The sequence below is a fragment of the Chromobacterium sphagni genome (assembly GCF_001855575.1).
In the GTDB taxonomy this organism is placed as follows: domain Bacteria; phylum Pseudomonadota; class Gammaproteobacteria; order Burkholderiales; family Chromobacteriaceae; genus Chromobacterium; species Chromobacterium sphagni.
Genome location: NZ_MKCS01000001.1, coordinates 284785 through 304540 on the forward strand (window position 1 = coordinate 284785; position 19756 = coordinate 304540).

Sequence of the window (19756 nt, forward strand, 5' to 3'; positions counted from 1 at the left end):
GAATTGTTTTGTTATTCTTTTGGATAATAAAAGCGCGGGGATTCAAGCTGTTTCCAGCTCGCGCCAGCTCAGCCACAGCCGCAGGTCGAATTCCAGCTGGTGGTAGTCGGGCAGCATGTGGCAGCACAGTTGGTAGAAGGCCTTGTCGTGGTCGCGCTCCTTCAGGTGCGCCAGTTCGTGCACCACGATCATCTGCAGGAAGGGCAGCGGCAGCTCGCGGAACAGCGCGGCGATGCGGATTTCGCTTTTGCTCTTGAGCTTGCCGCCCTGCACCCGCGAGACCAGGGTGTTGGTGCCCAGCGTGCCTTTCAGCGGATGTTGCTGGTTGTCGTACAGCACCTTGGCCGGCAGCGGGGCGTTCTTCAGGTAGCGTTGCTTGATGGCCGCGACAAACTGGTACAGCGCCTTGTCGGTCTGCACTTCGTTGGCGTCGGGATACTTGCGCCGCAGCCACGGGCCCAACTGGCCGGCGTCCAGCAGCGCCTGGGCCTGTTGCACCAGGGCCGGCGGGTAGTGCAGCAGGTATTTGAGTGTGGACATGGGTGTATTGTAATGCGGCGGCGCGGATCAGAGTTGTCGCCGAGCAAGCAGGTTTCAGAGCAGGCGGGCCGGGTCGCGCCATGCCATGCGTTGTGCACCGTCATGGCCCAGGAGCAGGCCGGCGTGTCGGTTTCCATGTTTTCAATCTGCACGCCGCCCAGCGCTTGGTAGAGGCGGCAGGCGGCAGTGTTCTGTTGATACACTCACGATAAAGCGGCCTGCCCGGCGCGGCGCGCTTCGGCGGCGGCTGCCGCCATCAAGCAGACGAAGCCGACCGGATGGTCCTGCCAGCAGGCCAGCCACACCCAGCACGTTTGCGGCGCGGCGAAGCGCCGCCGCCACAGCGCCAGTCTTTCCGCCGGAGCCAGGCGGTCCTGTTAGTCGTCCGGAAAAATGCCGCGGTAGCTGCTCTGCCAACTGGCGGCATGGATGGCGGCCAGGCATCGCCGGCCTGCGCGATTCTCAAGCTCAATGGCTGCTGCATGGTCCGTTTGCATCCTGCTGCCAGGGTGGCGGCGCTTACTTCAGCCGCTGCGGTTCGAGCAGCACGGTGTGCTGCTCGTCGGCCAGCCACATCTGGCCGTCCTGGATGGTGATGTTCAGCTGCATGCTGCGCTGGGCCAGGCCGGTCAGCTGCTGCAGCGCTTCGCTGTCGATGCGGAACACTTCCAGCTTGTCCAGCCGCGACAGCTTGTTCTCGATCTGGCTCCACCACACTTCGCTGGCGCGGCCGCCATAGCTGTACAGGATCACCTTGTCGGAACGGCTGCAGGCCTTCTTCAGCCGCTTCTCGTCCGGCTCGCCCAGCTCCAGCCATAGTTCGATCTCGTCGGAATAGTTCTTTTGCCACAGCTCCGGTTCGTCGTCGGCGCTGAGGCCGCGGGTGAAGCTCAGCGTTTCGCTGGCGTTGAGCGCGAAAGCGGCGACGCGCAGCATCATCCGCTCCAGCGTCTCCGAGGGATGCTGCGCCAGGGTCAGCTGATGGCTGGCGTAATAGCCGCGGTCCATGTCGGACAGCGTCAGGGAGGCTTTGTAAATGGTGGCGGTCAGGGCCATGGCAGGATCTTCGTGAAGTCGGTCGGCCCGGCGCGGGGATGCGGCGCGGGCGACCGATTCTAACCGCAGGCGCGCTCAGGCGCCATGTTTCACGGCGTGGGCTGGCTGGTGCACTCCAGCGATTCGCCGCGCCAGTTGACGCTGGCGTCGCGGCCCTTGATCCAGAACTCCACGCCCTGGCCGACATAGCGCGCGCCGCTGCCGCTCAGGCCCTGGTGCACGATGACCAGGGTGTTGCCGCGCTCCAGTTTGGCGGTGGCCGGATGAGTGCGGTAGAAGGTGGCCAGGATGGTGGACGAGGGCTGGCCGCGGCATAGGTAGCGCAGCGGCGTCAGCGAAGGCGCCAGGCTCCAGGCCGCCTGCAGTTGCGAAATGCGCAGGATGTAGGCGTCGCCCAGGCACATGTGCGGGTCTTCGTTCTTCAGGCAGTCCTTCAGACTTTTTACCCAGCGTTTCTGTTCGCCGACCAGCTTGGCCTGGGCGCCGTTGCGGTTTTGTTCCGCCTGGCCCATCGCCTGGGTGTAGACTTTCTCCAGGCGGTTGTCGAGCCGGGTCAGGCCGTCGTCCTGGCAAACCATGCTTTCCACCATATTGGCGGGTTTGTCGCAATGGAAGTCGGTGGCCACCGGCGGCGGCGCGTCGCCATTTTCATCAACGGGTTTGCCTGTATCCGTCTGGACGCGGCCTGAGCCGGCCGCGTGCGACCGGTCGTTCCTGCCGGCCAGCGCCAGCGCGGGAAGCAGCAGCAGCAAGCCTATCAGCCTGAATGAGGCTATGGGCATATTCAATCCTCAAAAACGACAACATGGAGCGCGCCGGTGGGTGCGCCGGCTCTTTGGCGCGGGGCGGGGCGATGAGTTCCCATCCCCGGCGAATGCCTGTACACTGCGACGCTTCGTGCGAGTACCAGTCCCGCACGCCTTTCTCATCATCGAGTCCAACTTCTTTTTCCCGTCAGCCTGGATTGGTCGCAGTTCTGCGATAGGCCGTCGCAGGAGCATATTATGTCCGATCTTACCTTTGCCGACCTAGGCCTGGCAGACCCTTTGTTGCGCGCGGTCGCCGATACCGGTTATACCACGCCCACGCCCATCCAGGCTCAGGCCATTCCGCAAGTGCTGCAAGGCGGCGATCTGCTGGCCGCGGCCCAGACCGGCACCGGCAAGACCGCCGGTTTCACCCTGCCGCTGTTGCAGCTCTTGATGCGCTCGCCCAGCCACAAGGCCGGCCGTCCGCGCGCGCTGGTGCTGACCCCCACCCGCGAGCTGGCCGCCCAGGTGGAAGAGTCGGTACGTACTTATAGCAAATACCTGCCGCTGAAGTCGTTGGTGATGTTCGGCGGCGTCAACATCAATCCGCAGATCAAGGCGTTGCGCTCGTCGGTGGACATCTTGGTGGCGACGCCGGGCCGCCTGCTGGACCACGCCGGCCAGAAGACCATCGATTTGTCCGGCGTGGAAATCCTGGTGCTGGACGAAGCCGACCGCATGCTGGACATGGGCTTCATCCACGATATCAAGAAGGTGCTGGCGATGCTACCGGCCAAGCGGCAGAATCTGCTGTTCTCCGCCACTTTCTCCGACGAGATCAAGTCGCTGGCCGACCGCTTGCTGGACAACCCCAAGCTGGTGGAAGTGGCGCGCCGCAACACCACCAACGAGCTGGTGACCCAGAAGGTGCACCTGGTCGACCGCGATAAGAAGACCGACCTGTTGATCCATCTCATCCGCGAGCACAATTGGTTCCAGGTGCTGGTGTTCACCCGCACCAAACACGGCGCCAACCGCCTGGCGGAAAAGCTGGACAAGATCGGCATCTCGGCCGCCGCCATCCACGGCAACAAGAGCCAGAACGCCCGCACTCGCGCGCTGGCCGACTTCAAGAGCGGCGAGTTGCAGGTGCTGGTGGCCACCGACATCGCCGCGCGCGGCCTGGACATCGACCAGCTGCCGCACGTGGTCAACTTCGAATTGCCCAATGTGGCGGAAGACTATGTGCACCGCATCGGCCGCACCGGCCGCGCCGGCACGCCGGGCGAAGCGTTGTCGCTGGTGTGCGTGGACGAGTTCAGCTTCCTGCGCGACATCGAGAAGATGATCAAGATGTCGATCGAGCGTTTCACCGTGCCCGGCTTCGAGGCCGACCTCAACGTCAAGCCGGAGCCGATCCCGATGGGCGGCGGCGCCCGTGGCCGCGGCCAGGGGCAAGGCCAGGGCCGTGGTGGCCAGGGTCGCAGCCAGCAGCCGCGCAACCCGGCTTCCAAGCCGCGCCACCAGACCGAAAGCAAGCCGGCCGGCCACGGCCACCGCGGCGCCGCCCAGGGCCAAGGCCAGGCGCGCCAGGAAGGCGCGCGTTCGCCCAAATCCTCGGCGCCGCGCGCCGCGCTGTTCAGCCCGCCTAAAAGCCGTTAAGCCAACGGTTTAAACGCAATGGGCCCGGTGTGAATTCCACCGGGCCCATTCGCATTGAAGCCTATCGCATTGCCGGTTATGCTCAGCGGAAAGACTGTCTGCAGCATATAAAACAACGGACGGCTTGCTGACTTTTGCAAGAATCGGGAAAACAATGCGATACCACGGCTATCTGCTGGGTATCCTGAGCTGGGCCGTGCTGCAGGCGGCTCCGGTTGAGGCTGCCCCGCGCCTCAAGATCACCCTGTCCAATCAGGAATGGCCGCCGTACATGGGCCAGGAGTTGCCGTACGACGGCATTCTGTCGCGGCTGGTGAAGGAAGCCTTCGCCCGCGGCGGCGTCGACGTCACCTACCGCTATTATCCCAACAACCGCACGCTGCAGTCGGCGCGCAACGGCCAGGTGGACGGCAGCTTCGGCTGGGCGCCCACCGCCGAGCGCAAGCGCGACCTCCTGTATACGCTGCCGGTGTTGTCGGCGCGTATGGTGTTTTTCCAGCGCAAGGAGCACCGGCTGGACTGGAGCCGCTGGGCCGACCTCAAGGGGGTCAGGGTGGGTGTCACGGTGGGCAATTTCTATTCCGACGACTTCGATGCCCAGGTCAAGAACGGGATGCTGACGGTGGACAGCGCGCCGGACGACCTGATCAACCTGCGCAAGTTGTTGGCCGGCCGCATCGATCTGTTCCCCATCGATCTGGAAGTGGGCAAATACCTGATCGCCCATCATTTCCCGCCGGCGCAGGCCAGCCTGCTGGACGCGCAGAACAAATCGTTCTGGTCAGCGCCGCTGCACGTGGTGATCTGGCGCAAGCACGCGCGCGGCAAGGAACTGGTGGAGCGCTTCAATCATGGGTTGAAGGCCTTGCAGGACAGCGGCGATTTCGAGCGCCTGCTGCAGGAAACCCGCGAAGCCTGTCTGATGCCCAGAAGCTTCTCGCCGTGACGGCGCGGGCCTAGCCGTCCAGCAGCGCCGCGCGCGCCTCGTCAAGTATCCGCTGCGACAGTCCGCTGTCGCTGACCGTCCGCGCCAGCAACAGCGCTCCCACCATCAATGCCAGGCCGACCAGCGGCGCCGGGCCGGTGCCGTCGCGCCGCCTGGCCTCATCCAAGGTGTCCAGCATCGGCTGCAAGCCGTCGGTGAAGCGCTGCCGCACTTCGGGACCCTGGCGCGCCAGTTCGCCGGCCAGCGCCGCCGTCAGGCAGCCGGAGTCGCAGAAGTCGCGGTGGGCGGGGCTCAGGTATTGGCCGGCCAGCGCCGCCAGGCAGCCGCCGTCGCGGCTGTCCGCCAGTTGCTGGCGCCAGTGGCGGTTCATTTGCTCCAGCGCCTCGCCGCAGGCGGCGGCGATCAGCGCCTCCTTGCTGGCGAAATGGGCGTAGAAGCCGCCATGGGTCAGGCCGAGATCCGCCATCAGATTGGCGATGCCGACCTGGGCCAGTCCTTCGGCGCGGAAGCGCAGCGAGGCCATGGCGACGATGCGGCGTCGGGTCTGGAGCTTGTGCGAAGCGGGATAACGCATGCGTCCTCCTGATCGGGCCATTTTGCATGATCACTATAATATAAACATTGTCTAAATGAATCATCGGGATAGCGCCTGGGGCGGCATCCCGCCGCCTCCATCCGGAAATAATCGTTCACATCATGCCATGGCGATTACATGGATTTGCCCGCCGGCGCCAGCTAATCTGAAATGCATAATAAATGGGTGGAGTCGGCCCGCCCTTTCAGGATGGAACCGAGATGTCGCCAAGCGATGCTTCATTGCGCAATCTGGGAGACGCCGTGCTTCGCCAGGGCGGGACGGGTTTGGCCTATGCGGCGTTCGCGATGCTGCTGGCGCGGCTGCTGCCGCCGCCGCTGGCCGGCTTGCTGCAGCCGGAACTGCCGTTGGCGGTGGTGTTGCTGCTGCGGCTGGGCAAGCGAGTCTGGCCGGCGCTGGCGCTGGCCGCGCTGTGGCTGGCATGGCGGGAGCCAGGGGCGCAGGCGGGCGACGCGCTGCTGCGGGCCGCCAGCAGCATGGGGGCGGCGCTGCTGGGCGCCGGTCTGCTGCGGCAGCGGCGCTTGCCGTTTTTCCAGTTGGCGGATGTGCTGGTGTTCCTGTTCGGCGTCGCCGCGTTGGGCGGCTTGCTGGCCGCGCTGGGCCAGGTGTTCGCGTTGCTGCCCGGCCATGCGCACCGCCTGCCGGCACTGGGGCTGGCCGGTCTGCAGGCCTGGCTGGGCGACATGGTGCTGAGCCTGACCCTGGTGCCCATCCTGCTGCTGCTCAGCCAGCCGGACGTCGGCCGGCCGAGCGCCGCAGCGGCGCGCTGGCGCGAGAGCGCGATGGTGGCGCTGCCCACGCTGGCGCTGGCGCTGCTGGTGTGCTGCGGGCTGGATGGCCGTGGCGGCTACTACGCCATGCTTCCTTATCTGTTCATCATGCCGCTGTTGTGGTTGGCGTTTCGCGGCCAGCCGCTGCTGGCGCATCTGCTGGCGCTGGCGGTGGCCGCGGCGGCGCTGGCCGGCGTGCGGCTGGGCCATGGCGCGCTGGCGATAGACGGCGGCGGCCATTCGCTGCTGAACGTGGCCTTGCTGGCGCTGGCGCAGTCGGTAACCCTGTTGGTGTTCGGCGCGCTGCTGGAGGAGAGGCGGCTGGTGGAAAGCCGCCTGCTGCAAGCCAACCAGTCGCTGGAGGCCAAGGTGGGGGAACGCACCAGCCAGCTGGCGGAGAGCGAGGCCAGGCTCAGGCTGATGGCCGACGCGGCGCCGTTTCCACTGGCGATGAACCGCCTGTCCGGCGGCGAGTTGATCTACGCCAACACCCGCGCCGAGGAGTTGTTCGGCGCCCGGCTGCGACCCGAGCTGGCGCTGCGGGTGCAGGATTTCTACGTCGATCCGGCGGAGCGCGAGCAGGTGTCCCAGGCGCTGCGCGTCGGCGGCAAGGTGCTGGACCGCGAGGTGAAGCTCAAGGACGCGCAGGGGCGGGAATTCTGGGCGCTGATCTCCTGTTCGATGGTGAGGAGCGACAAGGTCTGGTATGTGATCAACGGCATCAACGACATCAGCGAACGCAAGCGGCTGGAGCAGAGCCTGCAAGACGCCAACGCCGCGCTGCGCCGCCATGTCGGCGAAATCGAAGTGCTGCAGCAGGGGCTGCGCGAACAGGCGCTGCGCGACCCGCTGACCGGCCTGTTCAACCGCCGCCATCTGGACGAGATCCTGCCGCGGGTGCTGGCCCACATGCTGGCGCTGCACCGCGACGTGGCGGTGCTGATGGTGGACGCGGACCACTTCAAGCGGGTCAACGACACCTACGGCCACCGCTGCGGCGACCTGGTGCTGACCGCGCTGGGCGCCTACCTGAGCGACCATTTCCGCTGCGGCGACATCGTCTGCCGCTACGGCGGCGAGGAGTTTTTCGTGTTGCTGCCCGGCGCGTCGCTGGAGGCCGCGCACGCCAAGGCGCAGCAGCTGTGCGAGACGGTGCGGCGCATGCCGATCGAAGCGCTGGGCCACACGCTGTCGCTGACCTTGTCGATCGGCCTGGCGCTCAGCCCGCTGCATGGCGAGGACGCCGAGAGTGTGGTGCTCGCCGCCGACGAGGCGCTGTACCAGGCCAAGCAGCAGGGCCGCGACCGGGTATGCATCGCGTCGCCGCTTCAGTCGCTGCTGTCCTGAGCGCGCGGCAGCGGCCGGCGCTGGCGCAGGAACCAGGCCAGCGCGCCGAGCAGCATCGCGGCGATCAGGGTGTCGGCGACTCTTTCCAGCATGCCGTGCGCCAATTGAGTCGGCGGCAGCAGCGACAGCACTAGCGCGGTGAGCATGGCGATGAAGACGCGGAAGCTGTGGCGGATGGTGATCAGCAGCAGCATCTGCAGCAGGCACAGCGCCAGCACATGCCATACCGGCGCCAGGCTCAGCCACAGCAGCGTCCAGTACAGCAGGCCGCTGAGCAGCGTGCCGGCCAGGGTGCCGATGGCCCTCTCCCGCGCCAGCCACAGCATCCGCTCCGGCGACGGATCGGGGATGGCCACCACCGCGAGCGGCAGCCACCAGGCGTGGGCGCCGTGCATCCAGTTGCCGGCCAGCCAGGCCAGCATGCCCCACGGCAGCAGATGCCAGGCGTAACGCCGCGCATCGGCCGCCGCCGCGCCGGGCAGCGCCTGGAACCAGTCCGCCAGGCCGATCCGCGCCAGCGCGCCGCCATAGCTGGCGCCCAGCAGCATCCAGCCGGCCTCCTGCCATGGCGCGATCGCCGCCGTCGGGGTCATATTGCCCAGCAGCAACGCAAACACCCAAAACTGCATGCCCTTGTGCAGCCCGCGGCGCGCGCTGGCGGCCAGCAGCGCCAGGCAGGCACTCAGCAGCAGCGCCATCGCCAGCGGCTGGCCGACGCACAGCCGGCCCGCCAGGTATAGCGCCGGAATGGCTGGCACCGACCAGGGCTGCAGCCGGCGCGCCAGGATCATGCACAGCACGCTATAGTTGGCGGCCAGCGCGAACAGGAAGACCGCGGCGGCGTGGCCGGCCAGAGCCAATCCCACCGCCGGAGCGAACAGCAGCGCGCTGATCTGGCCGGCGCGCAGGATGCGGCGGCGCTGGTAGCGCAACCAGCCCAGGCTGTGCAGGGCGAGCTTGCGATGCGGCATGCGGGTTTCCCATTGCGGCGGTTGCCGGTGAATTGACTATGGCTGCGGGAGTCGGGCCAGGCAAGCCGCGCGCCGGGCCAGGGCGCGTGCTAACATCGCGGGATGGAACTCTATCGACTGTTGCAACAACAAGGCTTCGGCGGCCGCAAGGAATGCCGCCAGCTGATCGAATACGGCCTGGTGGAAGTGAATGGCGAGGTGGTGGACAACTACCGCGCCCAGTTCGAGCCGACGGACATCTCCAGCCTGGTGGTGGACGACGAGCCGTGGCCGCTGGTGATCGGCCCGCTATACCTCTTGCTACACAAGCCGGCCAATTACGAAACTTCGCACAAGCCGCAGTGCCATCCCAGCATCTACCGGCTGCTGCCGGACCAGTTCTCCAACCTGGACCTGTCGGCGGTCGGCCGGCTGGACGTGGACACCACCGGACTGATCCTGCTGTCCAACAACGGCCAGTTCATCCACGCGCTCAGTTCGCCGAAGAAGCTGGTGGCCAAGGTCTACCGCGTTACCCTCAAGCACGAGGCCACGCCGGAGCTGATCTCCCAGCTGCAGAGCGGCGTCTACCTCAACGACGAGGCGCGCGAATTCGCCGCCGACAGCGTGGAGCAGCTGGACGCGCACACCATCCGGTTGACCATCACCGAAGGCAAGTATCATCAGGTGAAGCGCATGGTGGCGGCTGCCAGCAACCGCGTCGAGGCGTTGCACCGCGAAAGCCTGGGCTCCATTGCGCTGGGAGATTTACCGGCAGGCAAGTGGCGCCATCTTTCCGCGGAGGAGTTGGCGGCGTTCGGGTTCTGAGCCGGCTGCTCGGTAAGCAACGCGCCGCGGTCTTGCGACCCGGCGTTTTTCTTGGCGTATCGCGGCGGCCGCATTGGGCTGGGGACAAAATGAAACGGCGGGGAGGCGGCCTCCCCGCCGTTTTTCACTGCGCTGGCGCTTCTGCCTGGATCTGGCGCGGCGCGTAGCCGCGGGGAGCGTCGACGTGCGCCCGCAGGCCGGTTTGCCCGGGGGCGACCTGCAGCGCCAGTTGATGACCGTCGGGATAGTCTCCGCCGTTCTGGCGCCGGAACGGTATCGGCGTTTCGTCGAACAGGCCGGCCAGCCTGCGCCGCCAGATGCCCAACTGCTGTTTCACCGCTTCGCGGCTCAGATGGTTGACGCCGTACACCGCATGCGTGGGCAGCACGTCCATACCGGGATAGAACAGGCAGCCATGAGTCACCGGGAACAGCAGCTCCGGCAAGGCCCATTGATGCCGCGCGGCCCGTAATCCCGCTCGCCGCCGCCCACCATGGTCGCCAGCATCGCCCGCTTGCCTTTGAGCATGCCGTCGCCGAAGCGCAGCCGGTTGCCTGCGCCGCGGTAGCCATAGCCGAAGCCATAAGCGTAAACCCGCTCGAACCAGCCCTTGAGGATGGCGGGGATGCCATACCACCACAAGGGAAACAGCAGAATCACCGCGTCGGCGGCCAGCAGCTTGCGCTGTTCCTCCGCGACGTCGGCCGCTTGCGCGCCGCTGGTGTAGGCATGGCCGGACTCCGTTATGAAGCACAAGCGTTCAGGATCGGCGCGGTCCGGGAAGTCATCGGCATCCAGCACCGCTTTCCAGCGCATGCCATACAGGTCGGATTGCAGAACTCGATGGCCCTGCCGCGCCCGGCATCCAGGTGGCGGTGCGGCATCTGGAGCCGGCCCGTCTGCAGGGGCAGGCCGAGCGTGGCGAAGTCGATCTGGCCTTGATCAGTCCCGATTGCGTGCCGCCCAGCCTTCATTCCAGGCCGCTGTTCGATGACCGCTATGTGCTGATCGGACGCCGGAATCATCCGGCTATGCAAGGCGAAATCACGCCGCAGCGGTACCTGGCGCTGGAGCATGTGGTGGTTTCGCTCGCCGGCGGCGATTTTTCCACTGCCGTGGACACGGTGTTGGCCGAGCAAGGATGGTCGCGGCATGTCGCCTTGTCGGCCGCGTCATTTTTATTTGTGCCGGATATGGTGGCGCAGACCGATTTCGTTTCCTTGATGCCGGAGAAGCTGATGTCGGCATGGCGCGGCCGATTGACGGTGCGGGAATGCCCGTTTCCGCTGCGCGCATTTGGCGTGGCACGAGCGCAATCATGGCCATCCCGGCCAGCGCTGGATACGCCGGACCTTGGCCGGGCTGATGGGCGAGGCGGTTTAGGCTTGCGGCTTGGGCGTGCGGGCCCGCGCAAGCTCAGTCTTTGGCCTTGCCCAGCCGCCGGTACAGCGTGGAGCGGCTGATCCCCAGCGCGCGCGCCGCGGCGCTGGCGTTGCCGCCGCAGCGGCGCAGCAGTTCCGCGATGGCGTCGCTGGCCACCGCGTGGCCCTGGCGGCGCATGTCTTCGCGCAAGGTCTGCGGCATCTGCTCCGGCGTCAGCGCCGCGCCGTCGTCGGCCAGCGCCAGCAAGGTGGCCAGCAGATTGGACAACTCCCTGAGATTGCCGGGCCAGCGGTAGCCGCGCAACGCCCGAGCCAGTTGCGGCGAGATCGATATGCCGCGGCGGCCGGCGCCCATCTGGTCGAGCAGGCGCTGCGCCAGCGCGGCGACGTCGCCGCGTTCGCGCAACGGCGGCAGCGTCAGCGGGTAATGGCACAGCCGATAGTAGAGGTCGGCGCGGAAGGTGCCGTCGTCCACCCGCGCGCGCAGCTCATGGTGGGTGGCGCAGATCAGGCGGAAATCCAGCTTCTGCGCCGCGCCGCCGCCCAGCGGCGTCACCTCCCGCTCCTGCAGCACCCTGAGCAGCCGCGCCTGCAGCGACAGCGGCATGTCGCCTATCTCGTCCAGGAACAGTACGCCGCCTTCGGCCTCGCGCAGCCTGCCCTTGCTGCCCTGGCGGCTGGCGCCGGTATAGGCGCCCGGCTGGTAGCCGAATAGCTCCGCTTCTATCAAGCCTTCCGGTATCGCCGCGCAGTTCACCGCCACGAACGGCGCGGCGCGGCGGCTGCCGGCCAGATGCAGCGCGCGCGCCAGCCTGTCCTTGCCGGTGCCGGTTTCGCCCAGGATCAGCACCGGAATGTCGGCCTCCAGCAGCTTGAGCGCGGTGGCGAACAGGTTTGGCGGCAGGCCGTCCAGTACGGGGGGCGGACATGGCGCGGATGCCGGAGCGCCGGCCGCCGGCTTGGCCATGCCGACGGCGCTGGCAGCAAGGCGCGGGGCGGGCGGCCGCAGCCGGGCGGAGAAGCGCTGCGCGCCGGCTTCCAGCGCGCCTATCGCCTGGCCATGCCTGTGCAGCCAGTGTTCCAGGCTCTGGCCGAACAAGGCGGCGAAGTGGCGCGGCCGCCAGTTGCCCGGTTCCAGGCCGCACAAGGTTAGGCCGGCGCGGTTGGCGGCCAGTAGGCGGCCGTCCTCGTCGAAGGCCAGCTGGCAGGCGGCCGGGCTGTCCAACAGGCGCGGATCGTGGTGCAGGCTCAGCCGCCAGCCATGGCGGGCGGCGTCGGCGAACAACTGGGCCTCGATCTGGCAGCGCGCCGCCCGCACCGCCAGCTGCTGCGCCTGGCCCAGCTTGCGGCTGGCGCCGCTGACGTCCAGCGCGCCCAGCATGCGGCCTTGCGGGTCCAGCAGCGGACTGGCGGCGCAGGCCAGGCCGCGGTTGCGTTCCAGATAGTGTTCGGCGCCGCGCACCAGCACGCTGTCCGCCGCTGCCAGCGCGGTGCCGATGGCGTTGGTGCCGCGCGCGGCCTCGCTCCAGTCCATGCCCGGCAGCAGCGCCAGCCGCTGCGCCTTGTCGAGAAAACCGGCTTCGCCGCTTTCGTCCAGGATCATGCCGTCGCGGTCGGCCACCACCAGCACCAGGCCGTTGGGGCCAACCTGTTCGAACAGCCCCGCCAGCGCCGGCCGCGCCGGCTCCAGCCAGCCGGCATTCGCCTCGCGCCGCTCGCGCAGCTGCGCTTCCTCCAGCCGTTCGCCTCCGCCGCCGCCGCCGGCCGGCAGCCCCAGGCCGCGGCAGCGTTGCCAGGAATGCAGGATGGGCGCCGGCAAGGCCTGGCCGGGCAACGGCTGATCGGCGAAGAAGCGGCGGCGGATTTCGTTCAGCGGCAGGCGGGAAGCTTGGCTCATGCGCGACTCCGGCAGGCTGCGCCGGCGTAGCGCGACAGCTGTGTCAGCCTGCGACAGTTGGGGTGGAATATCGGGTCGATTATCGGCGGATTCGGCCGTCTGGCAAGCCGTTGGTCTGGCGCGATCCTGCTGCGCTGCGGCAGGAAAAAAACATGCGCCTTGCCGCAGCGGGGCGGGCACCGTGCTGCCATGCAATATGACACGAGGCTGGCATGCCGCTTGCAGTGTTGCGCTATCCACAACATGGATAGCCAACCAGCAGAGGAGACTGCGATGCAATTGCTGCCCGGATTCGAACTGAAAGCGCGCTACGCCAACTATATCGGCGGGCGCTGGGTGCCGCCGGTGAACGGCCGCTATTTCGAGAATGTCACCCCGATTACCGGCAAGACGCTATGCGAGATCGCGCGCTCCGACGAGCAGGACGTGGAGCAGGCGCTGGACGCCGCCCATGCCGCCCGCCGCGCCTGGGGCCACACCCCGATGACCGAGCGCGCCCTGGCGCTCAACCGCATCGCCGACCGGATGGAGCAGAATCTGGAACTGCTGGCCACGGTGGAAACCTGGGACAACGGCAAGCCCATCCGCGAAACCCGCGCCGCCGACATCCCGCTGGCGATAGACCATTTCCGCTATTTCGCCGCCTGCGTGCGCGCGCAGGAAGGCAGTCTGGGCGAGATCGACGCCAATACCGTGTCCTACCATTTCCACGAGCCGCTGGGCGTGGTGGGCCAGATCATCCCGTGGAACTTCCCCATCCTAATGGCGGCCTGGAAGCTGGCGCCGGCGTTGGCCGCCGGCAACTGCGTGGTGCTCAAGCCGGCCGAGCAGACGCCGTTGTCCATCCTGGTGCTGATGGAGCTGGTGGGCGATCTATTGCCGCCTGGCGTGCTCAATGTGGTGAACGGCTTCGGTGTCGAGGCAGGCAAGCCGTTGGCGAGCTCCAAGCGCATCGCCAAGATCGCCTTCACCGGCGAAACCGGCACCGGCCGGCTGATCATGCAGTACGCCAGCCAGAACCTGATTCCAGTGACGCTGGAACTGGGAGGCAAGTCGCCCAACATCTTCTTCGACGATGTTGCCGCCAAGGACGACGCTTTCTTCGACAAGGCGATAGAAGGCTTCGTGATGTTCGCGCTCAACCAGGGCGAAGTCTGCACCTGCCCCAGCCGCGCGCTGATCCAGGAGTCTATCTACCCGCGTTTCATGGAAAAGGCCCTCAAGCGCGTGGCCGCCATCCGGCAGGGCAATCCGCTGGATCCGGCCACTATGATAGGCGCGCAGGCGTCGCAGGAGCAGATGGACAAGATCCAGAGCTATCTCGCCATCGGCCGCGACGAAGGCGCCAAGGTGCTGGCCGGTGGCGCGCGCGCGCAACTGGCCGGCGATCTGGCCGGCGGCTTCTACATTCAGCCGACGGTGTTCGAAGGCAACAACAAGATGCGCATTTTCCAGGAGGAGATTTTCGGGCCAGTGGTGTCAGTCACTACCTTCAAGGACCGCGACGAGGCGCTGGCCATCGCCAACGACACCCTGTACGGCCTGGGCGCCGGGGTGTGGTCGCGTAATATCAACACCGCCTTCTTCATGGGCCGCCATATCGAGGCCGGCCGGGTCTGGACCAACTGCTACCACGCTTATCCGGCGCATGCGGCGTTTGGCGGCTACAAGCAGTCCGGCATTGGCCGCGAAACCCACAAGATGATGCTGGACCATTATCAGCAGACCAAGAACCTGCTGGTCAGCTACGGTGAGGACAAGCTGGGCTTCTTCTAGGCGGCAGCGGCATCCGCATGGCGGTGCGCGGAGCACCGCTTGGCCGCGCATCTGGACAGCCGCCCTTTGCCGGGCGGTTTTTTTATGGTTACGGGGGCGAGGCCTGCGAAAAGACAGAACAGTTGACTGATTTTATCAGCGCCTTTTGGCGAGGAGTTTATGATTTTTGCCTAGAGCAAATATCTAATTATTATTTTTGTAATGAAATACATTATTTATTTACGTAATTTTTTCAAATTGCAGCGTGTTTGCATGATGTTATGCTATTGAGGTTGCAAATCGCGAGAAGCTCCATGGAGAACACAATGCAGTCGGATGGGGAAATGAAGACCTACTACGCCGAGCGCGCCGAGTATTACGACGCGGTGTACGATATGCCGGAGCGCGCGCTGGATCTGGCCTGGCTGCGGCGCTATTTGCCGCAGCGGCTTGCCGGCCGCAAGGTATTGGAAGTGGCGTGCGGCACTGGTTACTGGACGCAATACCTGGCGCCGCAGGCGCAGCGTTATCTGGCGATAGACGCGGTTGCGGAGCCGCTGGCGCTGGCGCGGCAACGCCAGGGGGTGGACAAGGTGGAGTTTCGTCAGGCGGACGCGTACGCGCTGCCGGCCGAGGCCGCGGGCTTCGACGCCGCATTCGCCGGCTTGTGGTTCTCGCATGTGCCCAAGCAGCGGCGTGACGACTTCCTGGCTGGCCTGCATGGCTGCCTGCAGACGGGCGCCGAGGTGGTGTTCATCGACAACAGCGAGATGCAGTGCCGCGAGCACTCGGTGGTGGAGTACGACGAGGCTGGAAATGGCTACCAGATGCGGCCGCTGCGAGACGGCAGCCGGCATCGGGTATTAAAGAACTTTCCCAGCGAAACCGAATTGCGCATCCTGCTGGGGCGGCACGGCGTCAGCGACATGGTTTTCCTGCGGCGCGAGCATTTCTGGCTGCTGCAATACCGGCTGCCGGATCGCCACTGATCCCGGCCTTTCCCGTCGTCCGGGCGTGAAAAAGCCGGGCATAGGCCCGGCTTGGGGAGTGCCTGCGGCGATCAGACGGCGGACAACTGGTCCAGCCCCTGCTGCAGTTTCTGGCTGGCCTGTTCCATCGCCTGCATCCGCGCGACGATGCCGGCCTCATCCAGCTGGCCGCTCTGGCTGGCGGCGGCCAGCGCCGCGCCGACCTGCTGCTGCAGCTGCGACAGCGGCTGGCGCAAGGCCTGGGTGGAGTCGGTGCCGAACAGGCTGGCGCCGCCGCCGTCTATCCATTGTTCCAGCTCTACCGCCGGCGCCTGCGCTTCGGCTTCCTCTATCGCATGGTAGGCGCTCTGCTTGTAGATCACATGCGCCACTTTCTGCAATGAGGTCTGCGACTTCTGCTGCACCTCGCTCACCTGCTTGAGCACCAGGTCGGATTGCTCCGCCAGGCTGGCGAAGCGCTGGCGAAACGACTCCACCGAGGTTTGCACATTGCCGGCCACGCTGCCGGCGTCGCTGGCCTGGGCTTGCATGTCGGCAATGCGGGTGGACAGCGATTCCAGCACGTTCTGCACCTGGTGGGCGGTGCTCTTGCTGCGCTCGGCCAATTTGCGCACCTCGTCCGCCACCACCGCGAAGCCGCGGCCGGTTTCGCCGGCGCGGGCGGCCTCGATGGCGGCGTTCAGCGCCAGCAGATTGGTCTGGTCGGCGATGGCCGAGATGTCGGCCAGCGAGCTTTCTATGCCTTGCCACTCCTGCGCCAGCAACTGGCTGGCCTGATCCATGCTGTTGACGCTGCCGGCGATGGTGTCCAGATGGCCGGACAATTCCGCCGCGCTGTCCAAGCTTTCGCGGGCGCCGGCGGCGTTGTCGCGGGTGATGTCGGCCACCGCGTCCATCGCCTGGCTGATGGCGGTGAGATCATGCTGGCTGCCGGACAGGTCGTGGCGCAGGTTGGGGTTGTTCAGCGCCGCCAGTTGCGACGACAGCCGGTTGCGGCGCACGAAGCCGTCGTTGTCGGCCATGGTCTGGATGGTCTTGTTGACGTTCTCCAGCGAGCTGGCCAGGATGCCGGGCAGGCCCTGGTTGAGCGGCCGGCGCGAGAAGTTGCCTTGGCTGATCTCCTGGAAGCAGGTGTTGATTTCCTTGAAATAGGTTTCCACCAGGTCGAGGAAGTCGTTCAGCTGCCAGGCCACCAGGCCGACTTCGCCCATCTCGCGGGTGCCGGTGCTGCGGTGGTGCAGCTCGCCGCTGCAGGCCAGACCCAACTGGCGGGTGAGGGCGTTGAGCAGCAGAAAGATGCGGCTGCCTTTTTGCCACAGCCACCAGGACAGCGCGAGGGTGGCGATCAGCAGCAGGGCGCTGACCGCCAGTTGGGCGCCCGCCGGCAGCAGATAGTCGTCGACGATGGACAACAGCACCAGCAGGTTGAAGCCCGCCAGCACCCAGACCAGATGCGAGCGCAGGAAGGGGGTGGCTTTGCGGGGTGAACTCATCCGGCGACTCCTTTGGCTTTCAGTACGTCGGCGTTCAGCCCCAGGATGAAGTCCTGGTAGCTGCAGCCTTTTTCCGCCAGCAGCGCCAGCAGCCAGTCGCGCGAGGCGTCCGGCGCGCTGGCCTTGCCCTGGCCGGCTTCTATCTTGCGCATTTCCGCGTAGATCGGTTCGATGGCGGCGATGGCGCCGCGGCTGGGCGGGCGGCGCACCGAGTAATAGCCTTGCAGCCGGCCCTGCGGGTCGTAGTCCGGTGTGACGTTGGCCAGCACCCAGTAGTAGTTGCCATCCACGGTGGCGTTTTTCACCAGCGCGAAGAATTCATGGCCGGCCTGCAGCGTCTGCCACATCAGCCGGTAGGCGCCGCGCGGCATGTCGGGGTGGCGGATCAGATTGTGCGGCTTGCCCAGCAGCTGATGTTCGGCATAGCCCGCCACGCGCATGAACACGCGGTTGGCGTAGGTGATGTGGCCGCTGGGATCGGTCTTGGTGACGATCAATTCGTGCGGGGCCAGTTGCACTTCGCGGCCGGCGCCCCTGCCCATTGCTGTCTGTTCCATTGTCTGCGTCTCTTTGACCTGTTCTTTGTAGTATTGCCGGCAAATTGGCATTGTCATGTTCTGCGCATGACAGGGCAAGGATTTATTGCAATGTTGTTTAAATTGATATTGTTCTATTTAAATCATATTCTTGGCGCCGGCAAAAAGGGGATGCCTTTGGACATCCCCTTGTGCGCGGCGCAGGTCTGCGGCGATTACAGCTTCAGTATCTGCCGAACCTCGGTCGAGCAGGCGCGCGCCTGGCGGTTGAGCGCGGCGAATTCCGGGCTGACGATGTCGTTGTGGCTCAACCAGCGCACCTTGCGTGTCAGCCGATACTGGTAGCGGATGCCGGCGGCGGTGGCGCTCTGCCGCAGATCCAGGTCGAACCAGGGGGAGCGCGCCTGGCAGCTGAAGGCGGGTTGGATGGCCTGGGCGCCTTGCAATTCCACCGTGCGTTCGATGATTTCCGGATCGCCAAGATAGACGTCGGCCTGATTGCCGTTGTCGCGGTAGTTGTCGAAATCGTTCCAGCGGCTTTCCAGGCGCGGGTCGTACAGGTAGAGGCCGGAAATCTTCTCCAGCGCGCGCACATCGTCGCCGCCGACGCGAATGGCGTAGCGCTCCGGAATCAGGAAACCGGTTGGCGCGCGTTCCACCTTGCAGTTTTGCGCCTGGTTGCCCAGGCCGTGGCAGACGCTCTGCTCAGTGCTGCTGCTGCCTTGATAGCGGTCCTGCATCGTCATTTCAATCAGCGGCCAGCCGGACAACTGGCTCTGGCTGACGATGCGCGCGCTGCTGTCTCGCTTCAGCGTCTCAGTGCGGTTGACGGTGCTGCTCAAGGTTGGCGCCTGCAGCGGAATGAAGTCCTGCCGCACTTTGCCGTCGCGGCCCATCAGGTAGCTGACGCGCTCCTGCAGGTCCGGCATGATGCGGCTGGCGGCGAAGAAGGGATTGGTGGCGTCTAGCCATTCGGTTTTGCCGTCGATTTCCGCGCGCACGATCATGTGGTTGACGGTGCCCAGGCCCGGGAGCAGCGGCGGCTGCGCGTAGTTGCCGCGGAAGACCAGCGCCGGTTCGGCCTCGATGCCGGCGCGGCGCAGCATCGCCGTCAGCAGCGTGGCCAGGTCCTTGCAGTCGCCGTAGCCGTGCTGTTCGATCTCGGCCAGCGTGAACGGCACCAGGCCGCGCTCTGCCAGCCGCTGGTCGTTGAGGTAGCGGTAATGGCTGTTGATGTGCTGCATGAAGGCGGCCACCTGCTGCGCGGCCGGCTTGCCTTGCTGTTCTGCCACCACCGCGGCGGCGCCCGGCGGCAGCGCCGCGGCCAGGATACTGTTGTAGCGCTCGGCGTAGACGCCGAAGTGCTGCTGCGGCGCGTCGCTGGTGGCGATGCTCAGCCGCGGCCAGCCGCGCAGCGCGCTGTTGTTCCATTCATTGGTGAAGTTCAGGTAGCGGCTGCCTTGCTGATCGACGGTGATCCGCTTGTTGTCGGCGCTGACGGCGGTCTTGAAACCGTCCATCAGCTCGCTGCGCGATAGCAGCGGCCGCGGCGAGCTCAGCTCGAAGTGGTAGCTGTCGTAGCGCACCGGCTCTGGATCGAAGTCCAGCCGGTACAGCATTTCGCGGCTGAGCGGCGGCGCGGCGATATGGTGTTTCACCTGGTAGGAGACCACGCTGCCCACCGCCAGCTCGGGGAAGGCGAGCCAGGTCTGCTTGTCGCGGCTGACGCCGGCGTACGGGTTCGGCGCGGCGCGGGTTTCCACCTGCGATTTTTCCAGTTTCACCACTTTGCCGCCTTGCTGGCGCACCTCGCCGTCCACCACTTCCAGCGTGTCGGTGTCGGGATAGGTGAAGTCTATGCGCGACAGAAAGTCCTTGCCGGCCGGCTTCAGGATGGTGAACTGGTTGCGGGTGGTGCAGTCCAGGCTGTTGTCGGCGTTGTGCCGGCAGTTGATGCTGGTGTTCAGCGCCAGCGGCGCTTCTGCCGCCGGCTGGCGCGCCGCCAGGATGGCGGGGCTGGCCAGGACCAGCGTGGTGGTCAACAGGGAAGCGGGAAAACGCATCGAAGGAACCATTCTCTATGGCGCGCCATGGCGGCGCGCGGGGTGGATCGATAGGCAAGTGGCAATGATCTTGCCATGAGCGGGCGGCGCGGGCTAGGGCGGGTTTTCAAATGCCATGCGGCTCGCGAAGCTGAAGCGGCGGATAGGACTTAGTGCGCGCGCCGCGGCGACAGTTCAATGTGCGCGGAGCGCCCGGCC

17 protein-coding genes and 1 pseudogene are annotated in these 19756 nt (G+C 66.1%); 7 read left to right on the plus strand and 11 right to left on the minus strand.

Features of this window, described 5'->3' with window-relative positions; all coding sequences use genetic code 11:
• Positions 1–42: 42 nt before the first annotated feature.
• The 3 genes from BI347_RS01455 to BI347_RS01465 all read right to left on the minus strand — a co-directional run bounded on the left by BI347_RS01455 (position 43) and on the right by BI347_RS01465 (position 2378).
• Positions 43–540, minus strand: a complete 498-nt coding sequence (locus tag BI347_RS01455) for a YgjP-like metallopeptidase domain-containing protein (RefSeq protein WP_071111552.1) — start codon at positions 538–540, stop codon at positions 43–45.
• Positions 541–1059: 519 nt separating this feature from the next.
• Entirely contained in the window at positions 1060–1596 is a 537-nt protein-coding gene (locus BI347_RS01460) for a YaeQ family protein (RefSeq protein ID WP_071111551.1), read from the minus strand.
• Positions 1597–1685: 89 nt separating this feature from the next.
• The gene (locus tag BI347_RS01465; protein WP_071111550.1) at positions 1686–2378 is read right to left on the minus strand and encodes an MliC family protein; all 693 of its coding nucleotides are present in this window, start codon (positions 2376–2378) and stop codon (positions 1686–1688) included.
• A gap of 222 nt (positions 2379–2600) precedes the next feature.
• Here BI347_RS01465 and BI347_RS01470 point away from each other — a divergent pair, with 222 nt between their 5' ends.
• Positions 2601–4007, plus strand: coding sequence for a DEAD/DEAH box helicase (locus tag BI347_RS01470; RefSeq protein ID WP_071111549.1), 1407 nt, complete (start codon positions 2601–2603; stop codon positions 4005–4007).
• 154 nt (positions 4008–4161) lie between these two features.
• Complete coding sequence (locus tag BI347_RS01475) at positions 4162–4953, plus strand: substrate-binding periplasmic protein (RefSeq protein ID WP_083338624.1); 792 nt, start codon at positions 4162–4164, stop codon at positions 4951–4953.
• A 10-nt stretch (positions 4954–4963) separates the two neighbouring features.
• Here the strand turns inward: BI347_RS01475 and BI347_RS01480 are convergent, their stop codons facing one another.
• A complete protein-coding gene (locus BI347_RS01480) occupies positions 4964–5527 on the minus strand; it encodes a TetR/AcrR family transcriptional regulator (protein WP_071111548.1) in 564 nt (187 codons plus the stop codon).
• Positions 5528–5748: 221 nt separating this feature from the next.
• Between BI347_RS01480 and BI347_RS01485 the strand changes: the two genes are divergently transcribed.
• Entirely contained in the window at positions 5749–7665 is a 1917-nt protein-coding gene (locus tag BI347_RS01485) for a sensor domain-containing diguanylate cyclase (protein ID WP_071115164.1), read from the plus strand.
• On the opposite strand, the gene BI347_RS01490 is transcribed toward BI347_RS01485, so the two are convergent.
• Positions 7647–8636: an FUSC family protein gene (locus BI347_RS01490; protein WP_071115165.1), complete on the minus strand. Its 990-nt coding sequence runs from the start codon at positions 8634–8636 to the stop codon at positions 7647–7649. The genes BI347_RS01485 and BI347_RS01490 overlap by 19 nt on opposite strands.
• A gap of 102 nt (positions 8637–8738) precedes the next feature.
• Between BI347_RS01490 and BI347_RS01495 the strand changes: the two genes are divergently transcribed.
• Positions 8739–9443, plus strand: a complete 705-nt coding sequence (locus BI347_RS01495; RefSeq protein ID WP_071111545.1) for a pseudouridine synthase — start codon at positions 8739–8741, stop codon at positions 9441–9443.
• Positions 9444–9567: 124 nt separating this feature from the next.
• Here the strand turns inward: BI347_RS01495 and BI347_RS24310 are convergent, their stop codons facing one another.
• Complete coding sequence (locus tag BI347_RS24310) at positions 9568–9888, minus strand: hypothetical protein (protein ID WP_071111544.1); 321 nt, start codon at positions 9886–9888, stop codon at positions 9568–9570.
• Positions 9864–10283, minus strand: a pseudogene (locus BI347_RS24315) (NAD(P)H-dependent oxidoreductase); the annotation flags it as partial. The pseudogene BI347_RS24315 and the gene BI347_RS24310, both read right to left, overlap by 25 nt.
• Before the next feature lie 23 nt (positions 10284–10306).
• Here BI347_RS24315 and BI347_RS01510 point away from each other — a divergent pair.
• A complete protein-coding gene (locus BI347_RS01510) occupies positions 10307–10906 on the plus strand; it encodes a LysR substrate-binding domain-containing protein (protein WP_275638210.1) in 600 nt (199 codons plus the stop codon).
• On the opposite strand, the gene BI347_RS01515 is transcribed toward BI347_RS01510, so the two are convergent.
• Positions 10860–12722, minus strand: coding sequence for a sigma-54-dependent Fis family transcriptional regulator (locus BI347_RS01515; protein WP_239690800.1), 1863 nt, complete (start codon positions 12720–12722; stop codon positions 10860–10862). The genes BI347_RS01510 and BI347_RS01515 overlap by 47 nt on opposite strands.
• A gap of 273 nt (positions 12723–12995) precedes the next feature.
• Between BI347_RS01515 and adh the strand changes: the two genes are divergently transcribed.
• Positions 12996–14498, plus strand: coding sequence for an aldehyde dehydrogenase (gene adh, locus BI347_RS01520; protein ID WP_071115166.1), 1503 nt, complete (start codon positions 12996–12998; stop codon positions 14496–14498).
• A 305-nt stretch (positions 14499–14803) separates the two neighbouring features.
• Positions 14804–15466 (plus strand): class I SAM-dependent DNA methyltransferase, encoded by a 663-nt coding sequence (locus tag BI347_RS01525; RefSeq protein WP_158020692.1) that lies wholly within the window; start codon positions 14804–14806, stop codon positions 15464–15466.
• Positions 15467–15537: 71 nt separating this feature from the next.
• Here BI347_RS01525 and BI347_RS01530 read toward each other — a convergent pair whose 3' ends face one another.
• From BI347_RS01530 to BI347_RS01540, 3 genes are all read right to left on the minus strand, one after another.
• Positions 15538–16959 carry a methyl-accepting chemotaxis protein gene (locus BI347_RS01530; RefSeq protein ID WP_071115167.1) on the minus strand — a complete coding sequence of 474 codons (1422 nt, stop codon included), beginning with the start codon at positions 16957–16959 and terminating at the stop codon, positions 15538–15540.
• Positions 16956–17516: a PAS domain-containing protein gene (locus BI347_RS01535; RefSeq protein ID WP_071115168.1), complete on the minus strand. Its 561-nt coding sequence runs from the start codon at positions 17514–17516 to the stop codon at positions 16956–16958. The genes BI347_RS01530 and BI347_RS01535 overlap by 4 nt, the downstream gene beginning before the upstream one ends.
• A gap of 194 nt (positions 17517–17710) precedes the next feature.
• The gene (locus tag BI347_RS01540; protein WP_071115169.1) at positions 17711–19558 is read right to left on the minus strand and encodes a DUF3857 domain-containing transglutaminase family protein; all 1848 of its coding nucleotides are present in this window, start codon (positions 19556–19558) and stop codon (positions 17711–17713) included.
• Between the last annotated feature and the right edge of the window lie 198 nt (positions 19559–19756).